The sequence below is a fragment of the Nocardiopsis sp. LDBS1602 genome, assembly GCF_035818715.1.
Classification (GTDB): Bacteria; Actinomycetota; Actinomycetes; order Streptosporangiales; family Streptosporangiaceae; genus Nocardiopsis; species Nocardiopsis alba.
Window position 1 is genome coordinate 91,934 of record NZ_JAYLVW010000001.1, and the last position, 20,323, is coordinate 112,256.

Sequence of the window (20,323 nt, forward strand, 5' to 3'; positions counted from 1 at the left end):
GAACATGACGCGGAACGTCGCCGACCATCTACTGCGCCGACTGTCCCGATGGGGCGTCACCGAGATCTTCGGCTACCCCCGGGGACAGCGTCAACGGGCTGGTCGCTCAACTGGCCGAGATCGAGGACGGGCCGAGGTTCGTCCAGAGCAGGCACGAGGAGATGGCCGCCTTCGAAGCGGTCGGCAGGGCCGTGTTCGGCGACCGGCCCGGGGTGTGCATGGCCACCGGAGGTCCGGGCGCGGTCCATCTGCTCAACGGCCTCTACGACGCCAAGCTCGACCACGTGCCGGTGGTGGCGATCATCGGCCAGGCCTCCCGAAGCGCCGTCGGCGGCGCCTACCAGCAGGAGATCGACCTGCACAGTCTCTTCAAGGACGTCTCGTCGGCGTTCCTGGAGACGGTCAACGTGCCGCAGCAGCTGCCCAACGTGCTGGACCGAGCCATGCGCGCGGCCCTGTCCGAACGGGCGCCGGCCACCGTGATCATCCCCGCCGACGTGCAGGAACTCGATTACGAGCCGCCCGAGCACGCCTTCAAGCACGTGCCCTCCAGCGCCCCGGACCGGGTGGTCGGCCCCGGAAGCGTGCTGCCGCCCGAGAGCGAGCTCGACCGCGCGGCCGTGGTGATCGACGCGGGGGAGCGGGTGGCGATCCTGGTGGGGCAGGGGGCCCGAGGCGCGGCCCCCGAGGTGCTGGCCCTGGCGGACGCCACCGGGGCCGGTATCGCCAAGGCGCTCCTGGGCAAGGACGTGCTCCCCGACACCCTGCCCCAGGTGACCGGCGCGGTCGGCCTGTTGGGGACCCGGCCCTCGTGGGAGCTCATGCGCGACTGCGACACGCTCCTCATCGTGGGCTCCAACATGCCCTACACCCAGTTCCTGCCTCCGTTCGGGCGTCGGGCGGTGGAGATCGACATCGATCCGCGTCTCATCGGCATGCGCTATCCCACCGAGGTCAACCTGGTGGGAGACGCCAAGAGCACGTTGCGCGCGCTCCTGGAACGGCTGGACCCGCCCGATGACCGGCACGGCCGTCGGGAGCGGTGGCGTTCCACGATCGAACGGAACGTGCGGCGATGGAGATCGGTCCTGGACGCCCAGGCGGAGGTCTCGGCCGACCCCGTCAACCCGATGCTCGCCGTCCGCGAGCTCTCACGGCGGTTGCCCGAGGACGCCGTGGTCACCGCGGACTCGGGTTCGGTCACCAACTGGTACGCCCGCTTCCTGGACATGGGGGAGGACAACCGGGGCTCGCTCTCGGGCACCCTGGCCACGATGGGGTGCGCGGTGCCGTACGCGATCGGCGCCAAGTTCGCGGCGCCCACCCGCCCGGTGATCGCGCTCGTGGGCGACGGCGCGATGCAGATGAACGGGCTCATGGAACTGTTGACCGCCCGCCGCTACCAGGAGCTGTGGGACGACCCGAGGCTGGTGGTGTGCGTGCTGCACAACAACGACCTCAACCAGGTCACCTGGGAGTTGCGCGCGATGGGCGGCTCTCCCAAGACGCCCTACTCGCAGGACCTGCCCGACATGTCGTACGCGGCCTTCGCCGAGTCCGTGGGGCTGGTGGGGATCACGGTGGAGCGGCCCGACGAGGTCGGCCCCGCCTGGGATCGGGCGTTGGAGGCACAGGGGCCGGTGGTCATCGACGTGCACTGTGACGGGAACGTGCCGCCGATCCCGCCCCAGGCCGAATGGGAACAGGTCTCCGACACCGTGAGGGCGCTCCTGTCGGGCGACCCCGAGGCCAGGGGAGTGGCCGCCCGCGGGCTGGCCACCAAGCTCCAGGAGTTCCTCCCCCACGGTCGTTAGGGGCTCGAACGGACACCGCCCCCGCGCCCTTCTCGAAGGGGCGCGGGGGCGGGCCTCATCCGGAGGCGCCCGCTCCGGCCGGTTCGCGGGCCTCCTCGGCCGCTCGCTCCTCCGACCGGAGCCGCTGCGGGACCACGGTGTACTTGGGATCGGCCGCCGACTGCACCCCCGCCTGGAAGATCCCCGCCCTGGTCAGGGCCGAGCCCGCCACCAGCGCGGCACCGCTCAGGGCCGACACCGCGCGGCTCCGACGCCCCAGGACCGCGCCGACCGCCCCCGCCAGGGAGAGCGCCTTGGCGGCCCGGGTCAGCGCCCCGGCGCGGCCGCGCTCGTAGGGTTCGCCCACCAGCCCCATACGGCGCTCCATGTACGTGGACGTCGCGACCTCGCCCAAGGCTCCGCAGACCGCGGCCCGACGGGCGGGGCCGCTCTGTTCGATCGGGGCGGCCACCAGCCCCATACCGCCGGCGGCGGCCGCCGCCGAGGAGGCGAACACGAAGGGCATCTGCCGGTACCCCTCGTGCCAGGCGGGCACCGCGGTGTCGCAGATGAGCGGCGCCGTGTAGGTGGCCACCAGAGGTCCGGTCAGACCGGCGCCGATCGTGGCGGCCCGCCCCAGCCGGGGGAACCACCCGGTGGCCTCGGTCACCGCCGCCGCCCCGGCCAGGGGGCCGTAGCACATCAGGATCCACGTGCCCATGCTCATCGGCGAGGTCGGTTTGAACACCCGCAGCATGTTGAGGAACCGTTCGGGACGCCCCAGGTCGTGGATGAGCGCCGCCGTCGACCCGGAGATCGCGACCAGCGCGGTGTACTTGAGCGGCCGCGCCAGGGCCGGACGGCCCGTGAGCTGCGCCCCCGCCGCCAGCACGGACGAGGCCCCGGCCAGACCGCCCAGGAACAGGTAGCCGCCGATGTCGCGGGCCTCCCACACGATCTGGTTGAGCACCGGACGGCCGTGATAGGAGCGGAACTCCGCGTCGGGTACGCGGGTCTCCTCGCCCCGACGCCGTCGCCCCCGACGGCCGCCGCGCCGTCCTTCGGGGAGCGCGTCGATGGATCCGGTGATCGCCTCGTGTCCCGCCTCGCCCGGGCCCTCGCCGGTACGGTCCGGATTGCTCATGAACGCCTCCCCGCGAACGCGACGGCCGCGCCCGCCAACAGCACCGCCGCGGCCGCGCCGGCGTGCCGCCACATCGACGGCAGGTCCCTCGTGGTCACCACCGGGTCCGGCGGCAGACCGTACGCCTCGGGCTCGTCCAGGAGCAGGAAGAACGCCCCCGCGCCGCCCACGCCGTCCTCGGGATCCTCCCCGTACAGCCGGGCCGAGGACACTCCCGCCTCGTGGAGGTCCTCCACACGGCGCTTCGCCCGCTCGCGCAACTCGTCCACGTCGCCGAACTGGATGGAGTCGGTGGGGCAGGCCTTGGCGCAGGCCGGTTCGAGGCCGTCGCCGATCCGGTCGTAGCACAGGGTGCACTTCCAGGCCCGCCCGTCGACCTCGCGGCGGTCGATCACCCCGTAGGGGCAGGCCGGAACGCAGTAGCCGCATCCGTTGCAGATGTCGTCCTGCACCACCACGGTGTCGAACTCGGTCCGAAAGAGCGCGCCGGTGGGGCACACGTCCAGACAGGCGGCGTGCGTGCAGTGCTTGCACACGTCCGAGGACATCAACCAGCGGAAGTCGCCCTGCCCGCCGCCCTCGCCCGCCCCCGGCGGCTCGAAGGCCGGCATGCCCAGGTCCACCGGGCCGGCCGTGCCCTCGGGCCGCCCCACCCCGGAGTCCTGGTGTCCCAACGGGGCGCGCTGCTCGATGAAGGCCACGTGGCGCCAGGTGTCGGCGCTCAGGCGTCCACTGTTGTCGAAGGAGGAGGCCAGGAAGTCGAGCCCGTCCTCGGGCACGGAGTTCCACTCCTTGCAGGCCACCTCGCAGGCCTTGCAGCCGATGCACACGCTGGTGTCGGTGAAGAACCCCTTGCGCGGCGGCCGTTCGTCCGTCGTCATCGCTCAGCCCTCCGTTCCGGTCCGCTCGGTGACCCCGGCCCTGCGCCGGTACTCCTCGACCAGAGCGACCCGATCCGGGCCCCTCGGCCGTCGTCCGGGCCGGATGTCGGCGGTCAGCGCCTTGACCTCCTGGATGTGCACGTTCGGGTCCAGCGCGATGGACATCAGCTCGTTGGCGGCGTCACCGGTCGAGTAGCCGTTGGGCCCCCAGTGGTAGGGCATGCCGATCTGGTGCACGGTCCTGCCCTGGACGCGCAGCGGCCGCATGCGGTCGGTCACCAGGACCCGGGCCTCGATGGCGTTGCGCGCCGTGACGATGGTGGCCCACCCTCCGTGCTCCAACTCCCGCTCCTTCGCCAGCTCCGGGCCGACCTCGCAGAAGAACTCCGGTTGGAGCTCGGCCAGGTACGGGGTCCAACGGCTCATACCGCCCGCGGTGAAGTGCTCGGTCAACCGGTAGGTGGTCACCACGTACGGGTACACCAGCGCCCCGGGCGTGTTCGGCGCAGGGTGGTAGCGGTTGAGTTCGTGCGGGTAGAGCAGCCGGGTGGGGTTGCTCCTGCGCCCGTACAGCGGGTTGTCGAACGGGGTGTCCTGCGGCTCGTAGTGCGTGGGCATCGGACCGTCGTTGAGCCCGGCCGGGGCGAACAGCCACCCCTTGCCGTCGGCCTGCATGATGAACGGGTCCACCCCGCTGAGCGCCTCCACGCCCCGGGCCTCCTCGGAGGGCCGGTGGCCGGGCGCCTTGTCCGGTTCGAAGTCGGCCACGTCGTAGCCGGTCCAGCGTCCGCTGTCCTCGTCCCACCAGATCAGGGCCTTGCGGTCGCTCCAGGGTCGTCCCTCGGGATCGGCGGAGGCCCGGTTGTACAGGATCCGGCGGTTGTCCGGCCAGGACCAGGCCCACTCGGCGGCGATCCAGTCCTGTTCGTTCCCGGGTCTCTTGCGCGCGGCCTGGTTGACCCCGTCCCGGAAGACCCCGCAGTAGATCCAGCAGCCGCAGCTCGTGGAGCCGTCGTCCTTCAGCCGGGTGTAGCCGCTCAGCGGGCGCCCGTCGGCGTCGTGGCCGTTGATCTCGCGCAGGATCGCCTCGGCGCTGGGCTCGTCGCCCTCCTCCAAGGGATAGTCCCAGGTCAGATCGAGGACAGGCCGGTCCTTGGGGTCCTCGGAGTCGGCCAGCCGGCCACGGATCAGCAGCCCCAGGTGGTACATGAACCACAGATCGCTGCGCCGGTCCCCGGAGGGGAGCACCGCGCGGTCGTGCCACTGGAGCGTGCGGTTGGTGTTGGTGAAGGTGCCGGACTTCTCGGTGTGCGCGGCGGCCGGGAAGAAGAACACCTCCGTGCCGATGTCCTCGGTGCGCATCTCCCCGGACTCGATCTCCGGGCCGTCCTTCCACCAGGTGGCGCTCTCGATGAGGGAGAAGTCGCGCACCACCAGCCAGTCCAGGTTGGCCATCCCGAAGCGCTGGGCCCGACTGTTGGCCGAACCCACGGCGGGGTTCTCCCCCATGAGGAAGTACCCCTTGCAGGCGCCCTCGATCTGCGCCATGACGGTGTCGTAGGTGCTGTGGGAACCGGTCAGCCGGGGCAGATGGCCGAAACAGAAGTCGTTCTCGGCGGTGGCGTGCTCGCCCCACCAGGCCTTGAGCAGACTGACGGTGTAGGACTTCATGCCCGCCCAGAAACCCTTGTGCGGGTAGCCGGCCGCGCGGATGTAGTCGTCGAGGGTCTCCTCCTCGTAGGCGTGCGGCATGGGCAGATAGCCGGGCAGCAGGTCGAACAGGGTCGGCACGTCGCTGGAGCCCTGGATGCTGGCGTGGCCGCGCAGGGCCTGGATCCCGCCTCCGGGCCTGCCGATGTTGCCCAGCAGCAGTTGGAGGATGGAGGCGGTGCGGATGTACTGGGAGCCGACGGTGTGCTGGGTCCAGCCCACCGCGTAGCAGAAGGCGCTGGTGCGGTCGGGGCCGGAGTTCTCCGTGAGGTGCTCGCACACCCGCAGGAACACCTCCCGGGGGATGCCGCACACCTCCTCCACCATCTCCGGGGTGTAGCGGGAGTAGTGGCGTTTGAGGATCTGGAAGACGCAGCGCGGGTCGGTGAGGGTGCGGTCCTGACGGGCCCCCTCGTGCAGGACGGCCCCGCCGGATCCGTGCTGTTCGGGACGGCCCGCGTGACCGACGGCGGGCTCGTCCCCCTCCCAGACGTGATGGGAGCGGTCGCCGGCCGCGGCCGCCACCCGCACGTTCTCGTACCCCCAGGAGGAGACGTCGTAGGAGCGGTCCTTCTCGGAGAATCCGGAGAAGACCCCGTCCAGGTCCTCGGTGTCCCGGAAGTCCTCCTCGATGATGGTCGCCGCGTTGGTGTACTCCAGCACGTAGTCGTGGAAGTACCTCTCCTCGGTGAGGACGTGGTTGATGATCGCGCCGAGGAAGGCGATGTCGGTACCGGCCCGGATGGGCACGTGCAGGTCGGCCAGGGCGCTGGTACGGCTGAAGCGCGGGTCGACGTGGATGACCACCGCCCCGCGCGCCTTGGCCTCCATCACCCACTGGAACCCCACCGGGTGCGCCTCGGCGAAGTTGGAGCCCTCGATTACGATGCAGTCGGAGTTCTGGAGGTCCTGGAGGAACATGGTCGCCCCGCCCCGACCGAAGGAGGTCCCCAGGCCCGCCACCGTGGAGCTGTGGCACACCCGCGCCTGGTTCTCCACCTGGACCACGCCCAGAGCGGTGAGGAGCTTCTTGATGAGGTAGTTCTCCTCGTTGTCGAGGGTCGCGCCGCCCAGGGAGGCCAGCCCGAGGGTGCGGGCCACACGCCGACCGGCGTACTCCTCCTCCCAGGTCTCCTCGCGGGTGCGCAGGACCCGGTCGGCCACCATGTCCATGGCGGTCTCCAGGTCCAGTTCCTCCCAGTCGGTGCCGTGGGGCGGGCGGTACAGGACCCGGTCCCGGCGGGCCGGGCCCGTGGTCAGCTGGAGGCTCGCCGACCCCTTGGGGCACAGCCGACCCCGACTGATGGGGGAGTCGGGGTCCCCCTCGATCTGGATCACCTTCTCGTCGCGGACGTAGACGTTCTGCCCGCAGCCCACCGCGCAGTAGGGACAGACCGACTTCACCACCCGGTCGGCGTCCGCGATACGAGGGCGTTTTCGTTCGGTCTCCTCCGACCTGACGGCCGCGCCCCGGCCCGTTCTGTCCTCACCGGTGGCCTGACGCAACACCGGCCACGAAGCGAGCCACGTCCACACGCTCATGGAACACCCCCCGGACCCGCGCGGGCCCTCGATGTGTTCGCGCCCCGATCGGATCAGGGCACGGATCTCCACCGTGCGTCAGAAAGGGGAGGTTTGCACGGGAAAACGCCGAGCGGCGGTCGGCCGATCCTCGTGGATCGTCCCGACCGCCGCTCGTTCGGCGTGCCGTGCCCCCGCTCAGGGGAGGGGGAGGTCAGCGGTAGTAGGCGGGGCGGCTGCGGCTCCGACTGCGGCCGATGAGGAACCACAGGAGCGCGCCGATCACCGGTGCGAGGATGACCAGGATCAGCCAGACGATCTTCATGCCCCCGTCCAGCTGAGAGAAGAGGATGCTGAAGACCGCGGCGACGACCAGTCCGACCACCGCGAGGAAGCCCAGGACCACCAGAGCGCCCAGCACGATGGCGATCAGGGTCTCGTCGGTGGCGCCGCTCAGCATGTTCACGACCGTCGTCATGTTCGGGGTCCTTCTCCGTTCGATCGGCGGTCCGTATCTCGGCCGCCGGGTACGTGGACCACGTTAGGTTCGCGTCACCCTTCGCCACATCCGCCTGCGGGACCCCATGCGCGCACTCCTTCGAAGGCGGCCGGACGGCCGGGTGCGTCTCCATGGTCGAGGGGAGGGGCCGACTTTCGTCGATGCCCTCCGGCTGAGCTGGGAGAACGCTCCAGGTCGCGGGAGGTGGGGCCGGGTCGTCCGAATGGACGACCCCCTGGGCCGAATGGAGGAGGGGGTCATACGCGGGGTCGCCCGGGACGGCCGGCGGGCGGAGGGCCCTCCTCGGTCAACTCTCGACGGAGTCTGCTCAGCGCGCCCGAGAGGAGCCGGGAGACGTGCATCTGGGAACAGCCCACCTCCTCGGCGATACGGTCCTGTTTCCACTCGTCGAAGAAACGGCGCTTCAGGATGTGCCGTTCTCGAGAGGGGAGTCTCCGGAGGGCGGAGCACGCCGACACACGATCGACCACGAGGCCGAGTTCGTGGTCCTCTACACCCAGATACCGGTGCCAGGAGATGGAGGTGTCCTGCCCGTGGGGTTCGGGGCCGTCCAGAGAGAGCGTGTTGTAGGCCTCCGAGACCAGGAGGATCTCTTCGACGTCCTCGACCTCCAGCCCCATCTCCCGGGCGATCTCGGCGTTGGACGGGGTGCGGGCCAGCCGCTGTTCCAGTTCTCCGCGCGCACGTCTCATACGGGGTCGGCGGGATTGGGGGTCCCGGGGGGTGTGGACCGCCCACGTGTGGTCGCGGAAGTGGCGTTTGATCTCCCCGGTGACCGTGGGCAGAAGGTAGGAGATGAAGGCCCCGCCCCGCCCGGGAACGTAGCCGCGAATGGCCTTGGCCAGCCCCAGATGGGCGGTCTGTCGCAGGTCCTCGACGTCTTCGCCGCGGCCCCGATAACGGTGGGCGATGCGATTCAGTAGCGGCCCGTAGTGCGCCATGACGCGTTCACGCAGGCGCACGGCCAGCGGATCCTCCTGATCCAGCTCCGTCAACACCGAGAGGAGTTCCTCGGCGGAGGCCTCCGAGGAGGGTTCGCGGGGCGCTTCGCCACCGGAGGCGTGCTCTTCCCTCGTGGGTGCGGTGGTGCTCACGGACGAGTGCATCTGGAGCCTCCCGGTCCATCGGTGTACGAGTCGACTCTCGACGGGTCGGGCGACGTGACGTCGCCGGCCGTACGCCCCCGCCGCCGTCCGGTGATGGCGGGGGATGAGGACGGCACGGAGGCGTCGAGAGCGACGATGCCCGGGTTCCAGGGGCGGGAAAACACCGATGTCCGGTTTTGAGTGACTCTTGCTGCGACATTGGCCCCGTCGCGGGTCGCACGTGGGCACCCGTCGGTAAGGGGGCGCGGCTCTCTAGGAACCGGAGGCGCGGAGTCGGGGCAGGACCTCCCTCGCGTAGAAGTCGAAGAAACCGTCCTGGTCGTCGCCCACCTGGCAGACGTAGACCTCGTCCGCGCCCGCCTCCAGGTAGGGCTCGAACGCGGCGACGTGCTCTTCCGGATCGGGACCGCAGGGAACCTGTTCGGCCACCATCTCCGGGGTGACCAGGCCCGAGGTGAGCTGTTCGAAGTGGCGGGGCGAGGGCAGCAGTTGTGAGGCCTCCCCGACCAGGGCCTCGGTGGGCCAGCGCTCGTACGCGGTGCGCACCGCCTCCCCCTCGTCCGCGGCCCAGCACACCTTGAGCCCGCCCTGGACCGGGCCCCTGCCGCCCCGCTCTCGAAAGTCCGCGATCGTGTCCGGGGCCGGGGACACCTGCACCAGGCCGTCCGCGACCCGGGCCGCCAGAGCGGTGGCCTTGGGACCGAACGCGGACATGTACACCTTCGGCGGCTCCTCGGGGAGCGTGTACAGGCGCGCGGTGTCCACGGTGTAGAACTCGCCCCGATGGCTGACCGTGCCGCCCTCCCAGAGACGGCGCATCACCTCGATGGACTCCTCCAACATGGCGAGCCGCCGGGCCGCGTGCGGCCAGGGATCGCCGAGGATGTGCTCGTTGAGCGCCTCGCCCGTACCGACGCCCAGAACGAAGCCGGCGTCCGTCATGGCGGCGGCCGTGGCCGCGGCCTGGGCCACGACGGCCGGGTGGATCCGGGTCGTCGGGCAGGTGACGGCGGTGGTCACCGGCAGTGAGGTGACCTGTCCGATCGCGCCGACCACCGACCACACGAACGAACTCTGCCCCTGCGAGTCCAGCCAGGGATGATAGTGATCGGAGATCCACAGCGCGTCGAACCCGGCCTCCTCGGCGGCCCGCGCCTGCCGGACCAGCTCCTTCGGGCCGTGCTCCTCGCTCGCGAGGAAGTATCCGAAACGTGTCATGTCGTCCTCCCGGTTCAGGGGTGGTCGATGTTCAAGGTCGCCGGACCGCGCATCGCCGTCTCCGTTCGGTCGGGTGGGCGGACGGTGGATGTGGGAGTACGGCTACCCGACGTCCACGTCGTGGAAACGGCCGGTCGGAGAGGTGACGAGGTCCGACGGAATTGGTGTGGTCGGTACGTATGAGACGCGTGTGACCCGGGTAGTCGCGTTGACAGACCCCTTCCGAACGTTCACGACCACGTGCGAAGGGTGGTGCGAGGCCATGAGGAACGTGTTCGTCATGGGCATGGACGAACGCGACCACGACCTGTGGAGAAGGACCCCGACCGGGCGGGACTGTCGATTCCATCGTCTGCCGAGCGGCGAGATCGACGTCGAACGGTCCCTCGACGCCGCTCGAAGGGTGCTCGACGACTTCGACGGGTCGGTGGACGCCGTCATCGGCCATCGCGACCTCAGCGGCACTCTGCTCGTGGCGATCCTGTGCGCGGAACGCGGTCTGCCCGGACCGGGACCGGAGGCGGTCGTCCGTTGCGGGCACAGATACTGGAGCAGGCTCCTCCAGGCGGAGGTGACCGACGCCCACCCGCCCTTCGCCCTGGTCGACCTGGATCTCGACGACCCCCGACCGGACGTGGAGTATCCGTTGTGGATGAGACCCATCGATTCGGTCTCCCACGAACCGGCCTTCCGCGTGGAGGACGATCGGGGCCTGGCCCGAGCGGTCGAACTCCTGAGGGAGGGGGCCGACCGGCGCTCCCGCCCCTTCGAGAGCGTCATGGAGCGGATGGATCCACCCGAGAAGGTCGCCGAGGCCGATCGACACCACTGTCTGGCCGAGGGCGCGCCGCACGGGGTCCGGATCGCCGTTGAGGGATACGTGTACCGGGGAAGGGCCACCGTGTACGCGGTGCTGGACTCCGTCGACTTCCCCGGAACCCCCGTATTCCTCCGGCATCAGTACCCCTCGGCGATGCCGGGGGAGATACGACGGCGCCTCGCCGACATCGCCGAACGGGTCGTCGAACATCACGGCCTGGACTCCACGACGTTCGTCGTCGAGTTCTCCTACGACCCGATCGAGGACCGGATCGACATCGTGGAGATCGACCCTCGACCCTTCCAGAGCCACACCGCCCTGTTCGAACTCGTGGACGGGGTGGCCGACCACGAACGCGTGCTCCGCCTGGCGCTGGGGGAGGACCCCGACCTCTCCGAAGTCGGGGAGAAGGGGTACCCGGTGGCCGCCGAGTGGTACCACCGCCGGTTCCGGGACGGGGTGGTCGCCCGGGTCCCCACCACGGGGGAGGTGCGGGCGTTGGAGAGGACCCTGCCCGGTGTACGGATCCGGATCGTGCCGGAGACGGGCCGACGCCTCTCCGAGATGTTCGCCCAGGACGCCCCCGGCTACGAACTGGCCAGGATCGTCACCGGCGGCGAGGACGAACTGGACATGCAGGCCAAGTACGAACACTGCGTCAAGGCCCTCCGCTTCGAGTTCGAGGACGAGACGGCCCGAGGGAACCGTCTCCCGCGACCACTCCCCCTGCGCTTCTCACGACCGCACGCGTTCACGAGACGTCGTACAGGAGGTATCGCCCCATGAGCGTCATCGGAAGGATGCTGTACGCCCACCCGGACGACCCCGAGGGCGTGGGAGGGAAGGTGAGCGCCGCGGTGGAGGCCGCCGACGACTGCGCCCATGTCTGCGTGGTGTGCGCCGACGCCTGCATGCGCGAGGAGGACGCGGCCGACCTGATCTCCTGCGCCCGATCCGATCTGGACTGCGCCGACCTGTGCGAGGCCACCACACGGATCCTGGTCCGGCGTACCGCGGAGGAGGACGGCTTCGTCTCGGCGGTCCTGGAGGCCTGCGCCCAGGCCTGTGACCGGTGCGCCGACGAATGCGAACGGCACGCCGCCGCGCACGAGCACTGTCGTCTCTGCGCGGAGGCGTGCCGCCGGTGCGCCACGGCCTGCCGGGAACTGCTCGCCGTCCTGTGAGGCTGCTCCGGGCCGGCCCCGAGGGCTCTCGGGTCAGGCGGAACGCCAGCGGAACCGGGAGTCCTCGGCGGTGGTGGTGCACTGCATGAGCGTCCCGTTGTTCGTCCGGCCGAACTGCCAGTGCTGCGAGCAGAAGGACCCGGGGTGGACGCCCTCCACCGGGGCGGGCTCGGGCGCGGGTTCCGGATCCGGCGCGGGCGCCGGAGCGGGGGCGCTCTCGGGGGCCGGCGCGGGCTCGGGCACGGACTCGGGGGTGGGCTCGGGCTCCGGTTCCGGCTCGGGACTCGGGTCGCCGACCCGCGCCGGGCACTCCTGCCCGGAGGAGACCACGAACAGTTCCACTTCGAGCCCGTCGTCGAACGGGGCGTTCTCCTCGCCCTCGTCCGGACGTTGCGCGCACACGGAGAGATCGGCGGCGTCGGTCGCCGGTGCGTCGACGTCGCCGAAGGCGCTCTCGACCACGACGGTCAGGCCCAGGGACTCGAACCGTTCACGGGCATCGGAGAGATCCTGCCCCTCGGAGGAGGGGAGGGCGGGCCACTCCTGAGGGTCGGTGTCCTCCTCGGGGCAGTCGACCCCCTCCGGGGCCAGACCCAGGACGGCGGTGTCGTCGGCGACGTCTTGCGCGCAGACGACCATGGCGGAACGGGTCCACTCGACCTCGTCAGCGGAGGCGACGAGCTCCGGCTCGCCCAGGTCGAGGTCGGCCTCCTCCAGAAGCTCCTCGGCCTCCGGCAGGGACAGCCCGACCAGCTCGGGCACGACCTCCTCCACGGGGGAGGGTTCGGCCGCCGATCCCTCCGGGGTGGAGACGAGCATGCCGAGCAGGATCAGCCCGACGAGGCCGATCAGGGCCAGGACGGCGCAGCCGCCGCAGCCCACGCCGACCTTGGCGGCCGTGGACATCTTCCGTGCGGGCGCTCCGGGCGTATGCGGGGGGTGTCGGGGGATGGACATGGGGCTCCGTCTTTCACGAGCGTACGGAGGCGGAGCGGGCGCCAGGGGTAAGAGACCGCCCTGAACAGGGCGATCTCCTCGAGGCTAGCCGACACAAAGGGCATAACGGGCCGGAACGGAAAAAGTCCACCTGAACCGGCCCGAGACGCGGTGCCCCTCGGCTCAGGCCGCGCCCGCACCCTCCAGACGGCGACCGCGCAGCGAACGGGCGTTCCACCGGCCTCCCACGCGCTCGACGCCGATCGGATACCCGAAGGCCCGCGTGATCGTCTCGGTCGTCACCGACTCCTCGACAGGACCGGAGGCCACCACCGCGCCGCCGGAGACGAGCAGAGCGTGGGTCGTCGTCTCGGGAAGCTCCTCCAGATGGTGGGTGACCAGGACCGACGTCGTCTCCGCGGGACCGACCGAAAGATCGTCGAGGGTCTCCAGGAGCCGCTCGCGGGCGGCCAGGTCCAGACCGGTCGTCGGTTCATCGAGGAGCAGCAGACGCGGCTCGGCGATGAGGGCGCGCGCGATCAGGGCCCGGCCCCGCTCACCCTGGGACAGCGTCGGCCACCGCGCGAGGAGACGCTCGGACAGACCCACCTCGCGGATCAGCTCCTCCGCCCTCTCCCGTTGTTCGGGGGCGGGGCTCCACCGGGGCGGCGTCTCGATGGTGCCGGTGATCCCGGTGAGCACCAGCTCCAGCACCGTGAGCGCCGATTCGAGCGGATGCCTCGGGTTCACATGGCCGATCTCGCGCCGCAACTCCTGGACGTCGACACGGCCCAGACGGTGCCCCAGCACGTGGACGGTGCCGGAGGTGGGGTGGGTCCGCGCCCCGCAGAACCCGAGGATCGTGCTCTTGCCCGCGCCGTTGGGGCCCAGGAGCGCCCAGCGCTCACCGGCGTGGACGGTCATGTCGACGCCGTGGAGGATCTCTCGACCCTCCCGGCGGAACGTCACGCCCCGGAGTTCGAGGACGGGGGTGGGCATACGGCTCTCCTTCGGCTGTGGGTCGGCGATGTCGGGCGACCGGTCACGGCCGGCGGACCCCGGCGCTCAGGGCGGGTCGGGGTCCGCCGGGGAGGCGGTGTGGAGGTGGAGCCGGTCGATCCGTCCGACCTGGACGATGGTGCCGCGCCCGTCTCCGTGGATCTCGTTCACGACGCTCATGGGCGCCCGTGGCGAGACGTTCCGGGCGTGGAGCCCCGGCCATCGTCGGTCGGCCTTGTGGGCCAGGATCCGGACGAGGAGGTCAGCGATCCCCAGCGCGACCCGGCACAGGAACAGCCCCGCGGCGATGGCCGCGAGGAACCCGAACACGAGCGGTGGGTCGATCGAGGCGAGGAGGTTCCGGGCAGGCTCGGTCGCGGATGGAGACCCCGGTAAGAGGGTTCATGGCGATGAGCGTCGTTGCCGTGATCCTCGTGCCCGCCTTTCCGACCGCCCGACGGCGGTCCCGACCAGCCTACAACCGACCCCCCGCCCCCGCCACCTTCCCGAGCCCGCCCTATGAGGGCTGTTCGTCGGAGGGGGTCAGGAGGGGCGCGAGCCGTCGGGGGAAGGGGTCCGGTCCGAGCGGGCGGCGCGGTCCTCGCGGCGGCGCATGGCCATGTCGGACAGGGCGGCCACTCCGAAGGCGAAGACCATCGCCGTGATCACGCCGAGGGCGGTGAGGGCGGTGTCGAAGGAGGAGGGGTCGATCATGGGGGCTCCTGTCGGAAGACGGTCCGGCACCCCGATCGTAATAGGTGTTAACTTTCAAACCTAGTGTTAACCCCCGTGAGCCGGCTCATACACGGACGGGGCCGTACATACGAAGGGGCCCGTGGTCGTGTTCGACCACGGGCCCCTCGTGAAACGCGGTGCTACAGGATGGAGCCCGGCTTGTAGGCGGCGGCCTCGGGGTGGGCGGCCACGACGGCGTCCACGCGGGCCACGACCTCGGCGACCTGGTCGGCGGCGGCACCGGTGAAGGTGATCCGGTCGGCGAGCAGGGCGTCCAGGGCGGCGCGGTCCAAGGGGAAGCGCTCGTCGGCGGCCAGCCGGTCCAGCAGGAGGTTGTCCGCGCCCTCCTGTCGCATGGCCAGGGCGGAGGCCACGGCGTGCTCCTTGATGAGCTCGTGCGCGGTCTCGCGGCCCACGCCGGCGCGCACGGCCGCCATCAGCATCTTGGTGGTGGCCAGGAACGGCAGGTAGCGGTCCAGCTCGGCGGAGATCACCGCGGGGAAGGCGCCGAACTCGTCCAGGACGGTCAGCATGGTCTCGATCAGACCGTCGAAGGCGAAGAAGGCGTCCGGCAGCGCGACCCGGCGCACCACCGAGCACGACACGTCGCCCTCGTTCCACTGGTCGCCCGCCAGCTCGCCGGCCATGGAGGCGTAGCCGCGCAGGATCACGGTGAGACCGTTGACCCGCTCACAGGAGCGCGTGTTCATCTTGTGCGGCATGGCCGAGGAGCCCACCTGGCCCTCGGCGAAGCCCTCGGTGACCAGCTCGTGTCCGGCCATCAGGCGGATCGTCTTGGCCAGCGAGGAGGGGCCTGCGGCGAGCTGCACCAGCGTCGTGAGCACCTCGAAGTCCAGCGAGCGCGGGTAGACCTGGCCCACGCTGGTGAACCGCCGCTCGAAGCCCAGGTGGGCGGCGACCTCGTTCTCCAGGGTGGTCAGCGCCTCGCGGTCGCCGCCGAGCAGGTCCAGCATGTCCTGGGCGGTGCCGACCGGACCCTTGATTCCGCGCAGCGGGTAGCGGGCGATCAGCTCCTCCAGCCGTCCGTAGGCGACCAGCACCTCGTCGGCGATCGACGCGAACCGCTTGCCCAGCGTGGTGGCCTGCGCGGCCACGTTGTGGGAGCGGCCCGCCATCACGGTCTCGCCGTACTCGGCGGACAGCCGGCCCAGTCGGGCCAGCAGCGCCACGACGCGGTCGCGCGCCAGAAGGAGGCTGTCGCGGACCTGGAGCTGTTCGACGTTCTCGGTCAGGTCGCGCGAGGTCATGCCCTTGTGCACGTGCTCGTGCCCGGCGAGGGCGTTGAACTCCTCGATGCGCGCCTTGACGTCGTGGCGGGTGATCCGCTCACGTTCGGCGATGGAGGCCGGGTCGACCTGCTCCAGGACCTTCTCGTAGTCCTCGACCACACCGGCCGGGACCTCCACGCCCAGACGCGCCTGGGCGCGCAGTACGGCCAGCCACAGGCGCCGTTCGGCGACCACCTTGTACTCGGGGGACCACAGCCGGGTCAGCTCCGCGGAAGCGTAGCGGGCGGCCAGGACATCGGGGATGACGGGTTTCGCGCTCACGTCAGCTCACCCTACCGTTCTGAACTGCGGGTCCGGTGCCCCACCCGTCCACTCGGGGTAGGGCGCTCCCCACCCCGGATCGGTGGGACCGACGGATGTCCCCGGGCGGGGCCCGAGCCCTAGCTTGGAGGTCATGAACACGCGTATCGGCTCCGGCGCCCGGCCGGACACCCTGCTGCGGGCGATGACCGGCCCGCGCTACCTGGTCACGGGATGGGCCTGGCGGGCCCTGGCCTACACCTTCACCACCCTGATGGTGGGCGGTGTCCTGTTGCTGGTCGCCGCGCCGATCTACGCGCCGTGGGCGATCTTCGTCTCGATGATCGGCCGCGACACCTCCGTCGCCGGCTACATGGTCTTCACCTTCGTGGCGGGGGTGGCGATGGTCCTCTTCTTCGCCCCGCTGGTCGCGATCCCGTTGGGGGCCCTGGAACGGCGCCGCCTCCGGCTGGTCCTGCCCGGCCCCGCCGGCAGCGGCCATCGGACCCCGCCGCCCGGCCTGTGGGGGTGGGTCCGTACCCGCTACACCGAGGCGTCCACGTGGCGGGAGGTCGCCTACGCGGGGGTGATGGCGGTCGGGTTCGGTCTGGCCCTGGTCCTGGTCGGCTCCCTGACCACCCTGACCCTGGTCCTGGCGGCGAGCCCGCTCATCCTCGCCTCCGACGGGGAGGAGTACGTCAGCATGGGATGGACGGTGCTGACCAGTCCGGCCGAGGCCGTCCCCTACGCCCTGCTCTCTCCCGTGGTGCTGATCCTGCTCGTGTACTGCTGTGGAGCGCTCTCCTACGGGCACGGCGTGGTGGCCCGCGCACTCCTGGTGGGCCCGCCCAAGGAGGAGCTCTACGCCGAACTGGACCAGGTCACCGAGTCGCGGGCGCGTCTGGCCAACGCCTTCGAGTACGAGCGTCGCCGGATCGAACGCGATCTGCACGACGGGGCCCAGCAGCGTCTGGTGGCGCTGAGCATGGACCTGGGCATGGCCCGGGTCGATCTGGAGGAGGGTTCGCCCGCCGATCTGCGCGTGGTGGCGGCCCAGGTCAAGGTGGACGACCTCATCGACGAGCTGCGCGAGCTGGTACGCGGGATCCATCCGCGGGTCCTGTCCGACCGGGGTCTTCCCGCCGCCTTGGCCGAGTTGGCCGATCACACCCCGGTCCCGGTCTCCCTCGCGACCGACCTGCCCCGACGTCCGCCCGCACACGTGGAGGGCACCGCCTACTTCGTCGTCGCCGAGGCGCTCACCAACGTCTACAAGCACGCCGGGGGAGAGGCCGTCACCGTCCACGCCGAACTGCGCGGGGACCCCCGAGGGGAGACGCTCGTGGTGGAGGTGACCGATCAGGGGCCCGGGGGCGCCGACCCCGCGCGGGGCAGCGGCCTCACGGGGATGGCGGACCGGGTCGCGGTCATGGGCGGCACAATGGATCTGTCGAGTCCCGTGGGTGGGCCGACCCGGATCCGAGTGGAGCTGCCGTGTACGAACGATCGCCCCGAGGCGGCGAAGTGACCCCCGTTCCGACCGTGCTCGCCGAGGACGGGGTGCTGCTCCGCGAGGGGCTGGTAGGGGTGCTGGAGCGCTTCGGCTTCCCGGTGGTGGCCGCGGTCGGCGACGCCGAGGAGCTGGTCGAGGCGGTGGCCGAGCACCGGCCGGGGCTCGTGGTGACCGACATCAGGATGCCGCCGGACTTCAGCGACGAGGGGTTGCGGGCTGCCGTGCGGCTGCGCCGTGAACATCCGGATCTGGCGGTGGTGGCCCTCAGCCAGTACGTGGAGCTGAGCTACGCCACCGACCTGCTGGACTCCGGGGACGGCAAGGGCGTGGGCTATCTGCTCAAGCAGCGGGTGGGGGACGTACGGGAGTTCGCCTCGGTGCTGCGCAACGTCGTCGAGGGGGCGACCTTCGTCGACCCCGAGGTGGTCCGTCAGCTGCTGCGCCGCAGCGCGGACCCGCTCCAGAGGCTCACCGCCCGGGAGCGGCAGGTGCTCGAACTCATGGCCGAGGGACATTCCAACAGCGCCATCGCCCGCAGGCTGGTGGTCGGGGACGCGGCCGTGGGCAAGCACGTCGGCAACATCCTGGCCAAGCTCGACCTGCCGCCCGACGACGGTGTGCACCGCCGGGTCCAGGCGGTCCTGGCCTATCTGCGGGGCCAGGCCGGCTGAACCCGGACGTGGACGCTCAGCCGTCCATGGAGCGGTCCAGGACGACCACGGTCTCGTCGCCCACGACCCAGGCGTCGTGCCCGGGCGGGACGAACGCCACCTGGCCGGCCTTCAGCTCACGCTCGACACCGTCGGAGGTACGGAACCTCATGGTGCCCCGCATGAGCGTGAGCGAGTGGGTGAGCATGCACAGGTCGGTCCCGATGTCGGGACGCAGGTGCTCGCTCCAGCGCCACCCCGGTTCCAGGGTGAGACGGTTGATGTTCTGGCCGCCCAGGTGCACCACCTCGGAGTGCCCGTGATCGAACTCCATGCGCTCGTCGGAGGCGTCGAAGTCGCCGATGCGCACGGATTCGGGGGACTCCTCGTCCCAGGCCTGCACCATGGACTGGTGGACGATCTCGCCGTCGGACAGGTCCAGCATGGAGATGCTCTTGACGGTGAGGCCGTCCGGGTAGGTGCAGCGCTCGGTGTAGGCGGCGTGGTCGCCGTCCGTCACGTAGTCCAGGACCTCGTGGTCCAGGTCCATCGAGTAGACCTCGCGGATGAAGTCCTCGATGGAGTCGCGCCCCTGGATGACGGTGGGGGCGCTGGGCGGGGTGCGGCGGTCCACGGTCTCCATGTCCGCGTCGTCGGCGAACCTGCTGACGAGGGCTCGTACGTCGCCCTCCTCCACGGCCCGACGGAACGCCTCGATGTCGAATCGGGTGCCGCTGGTCGTGTCCGCCATGGGGAAGACCCCCTTCCGGAGGAACGGTAGGCACGCTCCACTTGTGGGTGCCTCTCCTTCCAGCGTCCTCCCGACCCTGCCCCCGTTTCGATCAATCTCCGGTCATGTCAGGGTTTGCCCGGCCGGTGAAGGGGGAGCGGCGGGGCCTACGAGGCCGAAGATCGAACCGGACTCGGTCGTGACGTTCGAAGTGTCCCCGTCATGGGAAAAATCCCCTTCCGTCGGACGCCTTCGGAAGGCGCCGCCGTGCCGGGCGCGCCCCGACCGTCGGCCCGACTCCGGAGCACCCCCCGCCTGAACCCGGAGGAGAGAGCAGGATGCAGCCGACGGTCGCACCCCCCGAAAGCGTCACCTGGCGTATCCACCTCGATCGCTCCATGTGGGTGGCGGGGGTGCGGGCGCTCATGCTCCAGGCCCTGCACCCGATCGCGATGCAGGGGGTGTGGCAGCGTTCGGACTTTCGTTCCGATCCCACCGGTCGTCTCCTGCGCACCGCGCACTTCGTCGCGGTCACCACCTATGGGAGCCCCGACGAGGCCGACGCGTTGGGCGCGCGTATCCGTCGCGTCCACCGGGCCCTGACCTTCACCGATCCCGGGACCGGGCGTCGTCACCGGGCCGATCAGCGCGATCTCCTGGTGTGGGTGCACTGCGCGGAGGTCTGTTCCTATCTGGAGACCACCCGGCGGGCCGGGCTGCGGTTGAGCGAGGAGGACATGGACCGCTACCTGGACGAGCAGTCCCGGACCGCCGGCTACGTGGGTCTGTCCCGTGACGACGTGCCCCGCGACCTGGCCGGGATGCGCCGTTATCTGGCCATGGTGCGTCCCACCCTGAGGGTCACCCCCGAGGCCCGGAAGGTGGTCCGTTTCCTGCTGTGGCCCGATCTTCCCGAACGGCTGGCCTGGGCGGCCCCGCTCAAACCGCTGTGGTTCCCGGTGGGCGCGATGGCGTACACGACCCTGCCGGACTGGGCGCGCCGTGCCTACGGGGTGCTGCCCGAGACCCCCGGGGCCCGCGCGGCGGCCACGGCGGGGCTGCGGATGCTGCGTTCGGGGCTGGACCGGGTGCCCGAGCGCTACTACAACCTGCTCTTGGACGAGGCCACCGTGCGCAGCGCCAAGGACGCCGAGCGCCGTCTGCTGGAGGCCGGCTACCGGAAGAGGGACACGGCCAGGGCTCTGCGTTCGTTCGCCCGCTCGAGGACACGCCCTCCGACCGTCGCCGCGGCGCCCCGAACGCGCTCGACCGTCCCCGAACCGGCGGGATAGCCTGGGAGAAGGGACGACCAC

17 protein-coding genes and 1 pseudogene are annotated in these 20,323 nt (G+C 70.9%); 6 read left to right on the forward strand and 12 right to left on the reverse strand.

The annotated features are described in order from the left end of the window. Positions 1-4 precede the first annotated feature (4 nt). Positions 5-1,814 (forward strand): annotated as a pseudogene (locus U9J66_RS00410) (thiamine pyrophosphate-requiring protein). Between the two features lie 55 nt (positions 1,815-1,869). Here the strand turns inward: U9J66_RS00410 and nrfD are convergent. From nrfD to U9J66_RS00440, 6 genes are all read right to left on the reverse strand, one after another. Then, positions 1,870-2,937, reverse strand: a complete 1,068-nt coding sequence (nrfD, locus tag U9J66_RS00415; protein WP_161112265.1) for an NrfD/PsrC family molybdoenzyme membrane anchor subunit — start codon at positions 2,935-2,937, stop codon at positions 1,870-1,872. Beyond that, a complete protein-coding gene (locus U9J66_RS00420) occupies positions 2,934-3,818 on the reverse strand; it encodes a 4Fe-4S dicluster domain-containing protein (protein WP_326336626.1) in 885 nt (294 codons plus the stop codon). The genes nrfD and U9J66_RS00420 overlap by 4 nt, the downstream gene beginning before the upstream one ends. A 3-nt stretch (positions 3,819-3,821) precedes the next feature. Next, positions 3,822-7,070 carry a formate dehydrogenase gene (fdh, locus tag U9J66_RS00425; protein WP_161112264.1) on the reverse strand — a complete coding sequence of 1,083 codons (3,249 nt, stop codon included), beginning with the start codon at positions 7,068-7,070 and terminating at the stop codon, positions 3,822-3,824. A gap of 193 nt (positions 7,071-7,263) precedes the next feature. Further along, positions 7,264-7,527 carry a PLDc N-terminal domain-containing protein gene (locus U9J66_RS00430; protein ID WP_014911446.1) on the reverse strand — a complete coding sequence of 88 codons (264 nt, stop codon included), beginning with the start codon at positions 7,525-7,527 and terminating at the stop codon, positions 7,264-7,266. A 278-nt stretch (positions 7,528-7,805) separates the two neighbouring features. Then, entirely contained in the window at positions 7,806-8,675 is an 870-nt protein-coding gene (locus U9J66_RS00435) for a sigma-70 family RNA polymerase sigma factor (RefSeq protein ID WP_202421906.1), read from the reverse strand. A gap of 252 nt (positions 8,676-8,927) precedes the next feature. After that, on the reverse strand, positions 8,928-9,893 hold the full coding sequence (locus U9J66_RS00440; protein ID WP_161112262.1) for a TIGR03557 family F420-dependent LLM class oxidoreductase: 966 nt from the start codon (positions 9,891-9,893) through the stop codon (positions 8,928-8,930). A gap of 262 nt (positions 9,894-10,155) precedes the next feature. Here U9J66_RS00440 and U9J66_RS00445 point away from each other — a divergent pair, with 262 nt between their 5' ends. Then, positions 10,156-11,499 carry an ATP-grasp domain-containing protein gene (locus U9J66_RS00445; protein WP_326336627.1) on the forward strand — a complete coding sequence of 448 codons (1,344 nt, stop codon included), beginning with the start codon at positions 10,156-10,158 and terminating at the stop codon, positions 11,497-11,499. Then, positions 11,496-11,897 (forward strand): four-helix bundle copper-binding protein, encoded by a 402-nt coding sequence (locus tag U9J66_RS00450; protein WP_014908409.1) that lies wholly within the window; start codon positions 11,496-11,498, stop codon positions 11,895-11,897. The genes U9J66_RS00445 and U9J66_RS00450 overlap by 4 nt, the downstream gene beginning before the upstream one ends. 33 nt (positions 11,898-11,930) lie before the next feature. Here U9J66_RS00450 and U9J66_RS00455 read toward each other — a convergent pair whose 3' ends face one another. The 5 genes from U9J66_RS00455 to purB form a co-directional block, all read right to left on the reverse strand. After that, the gene (locus tag U9J66_RS00455; RefSeq protein ID WP_326336628.1) at positions 11,931-12,854 is read right to left on the reverse strand and encodes a serine/threonine kinase; all 924 of its coding nucleotides are present in this window, start codon (positions 12,852-12,854) and stop codon (positions 11,931-11,933) included. Positions 12,855-13,016: 162 nt separating this feature from the next. Continuing rightward, positions 13,017-13,832 carry an ABC transporter ATP-binding protein gene (locus U9J66_RS00460; RefSeq protein WP_017535231.1) on the reverse strand — a complete coding sequence of 272 codons (816 nt, stop codon included), beginning with the start codon at positions 13,830-13,832 and terminating at the stop codon, positions 13,017-13,019. A 66-nt stretch (positions 13,833-13,898) separates the two neighbouring features. Next, a complete protein-coding gene (locus U9J66_RS00465) occupies positions 13,899-14,162 on the reverse strand; it encodes a hypothetical protein (RefSeq protein ID WP_161112261.1) in 264 nt (87 codons plus the stop codon). Positions 14,163-14,375: 213 nt separating this feature from the next. After that, positions 14,376-14,546 (reverse strand): hypothetical protein, encoded by a 171-nt coding sequence (locus U9J66_RS00470; RefSeq protein WP_014910766.1) that lies wholly within the window; start codon positions 14,544-14,546, stop codon positions 14,376-14,378. Between the two features lie 161 nt (positions 14,547-14,707). Further along, complete coding sequence (purB, locus tag U9J66_RS00475) at positions 14,708-16,138, reverse strand: adenylosuccinate lyase (protein WP_014912533.1); 1,431 nt, start codon at positions 16,136-16,138, stop codon at positions 14,708-14,710. Between the two features lie 133 nt (positions 16,139-16,271). Here purB and U9J66_RS00480 point away from each other — a divergent pair, with 133 nt between their 5' ends. Next, positions 16,272-17,645, forward strand: a complete 1,374-nt coding sequence (locus U9J66_RS00480; protein WP_326336629.1) for a sensor histidine kinase — start codon at positions 16,272-16,274, stop codon at positions 17,643-17,645. Continuing rightward, on the forward strand, positions 17,642-18,301 hold the full coding sequence (locus U9J66_RS00485; RefSeq protein ID WP_017535236.1) for a response regulator: 660 nt from the start codon (positions 17,642-17,644) through the stop codon (positions 18,299-18,301). The genes U9J66_RS00480 and U9J66_RS00485 overlap by 4 nt, the downstream gene beginning before the upstream one ends. A 16-nt stretch (positions 18,302-18,317) precedes the next feature. On the opposite strand, the gene U9J66_RS00490 is transcribed toward U9J66_RS00485, so the two are convergent. Next, positions 18,318-19,031 carry a nuclear transport factor 2 family protein gene (locus U9J66_RS00490; protein WP_326336630.1) on the reverse strand — a complete coding sequence of 238 codons (714 nt, stop codon included), beginning with the start codon at positions 19,029-19,031 and terminating at the stop codon, positions 18,318-18,320. A 317-nt stretch (positions 19,032-19,348) separates the two neighbouring features. Between U9J66_RS00490 and U9J66_RS00495 the strand changes: the two genes are divergently transcribed. Then, positions 19,349-20,302: an oxygenase MpaB family protein gene (locus U9J66_RS00495; RefSeq protein ID WP_014908204.1), complete on the forward strand. Its 954-nt coding sequence runs from the start codon at positions 19,349-19,351 to the stop codon at positions 20,300-20,302. Positions 20,303-20,323: the final 21 nt, after the last annotated feature.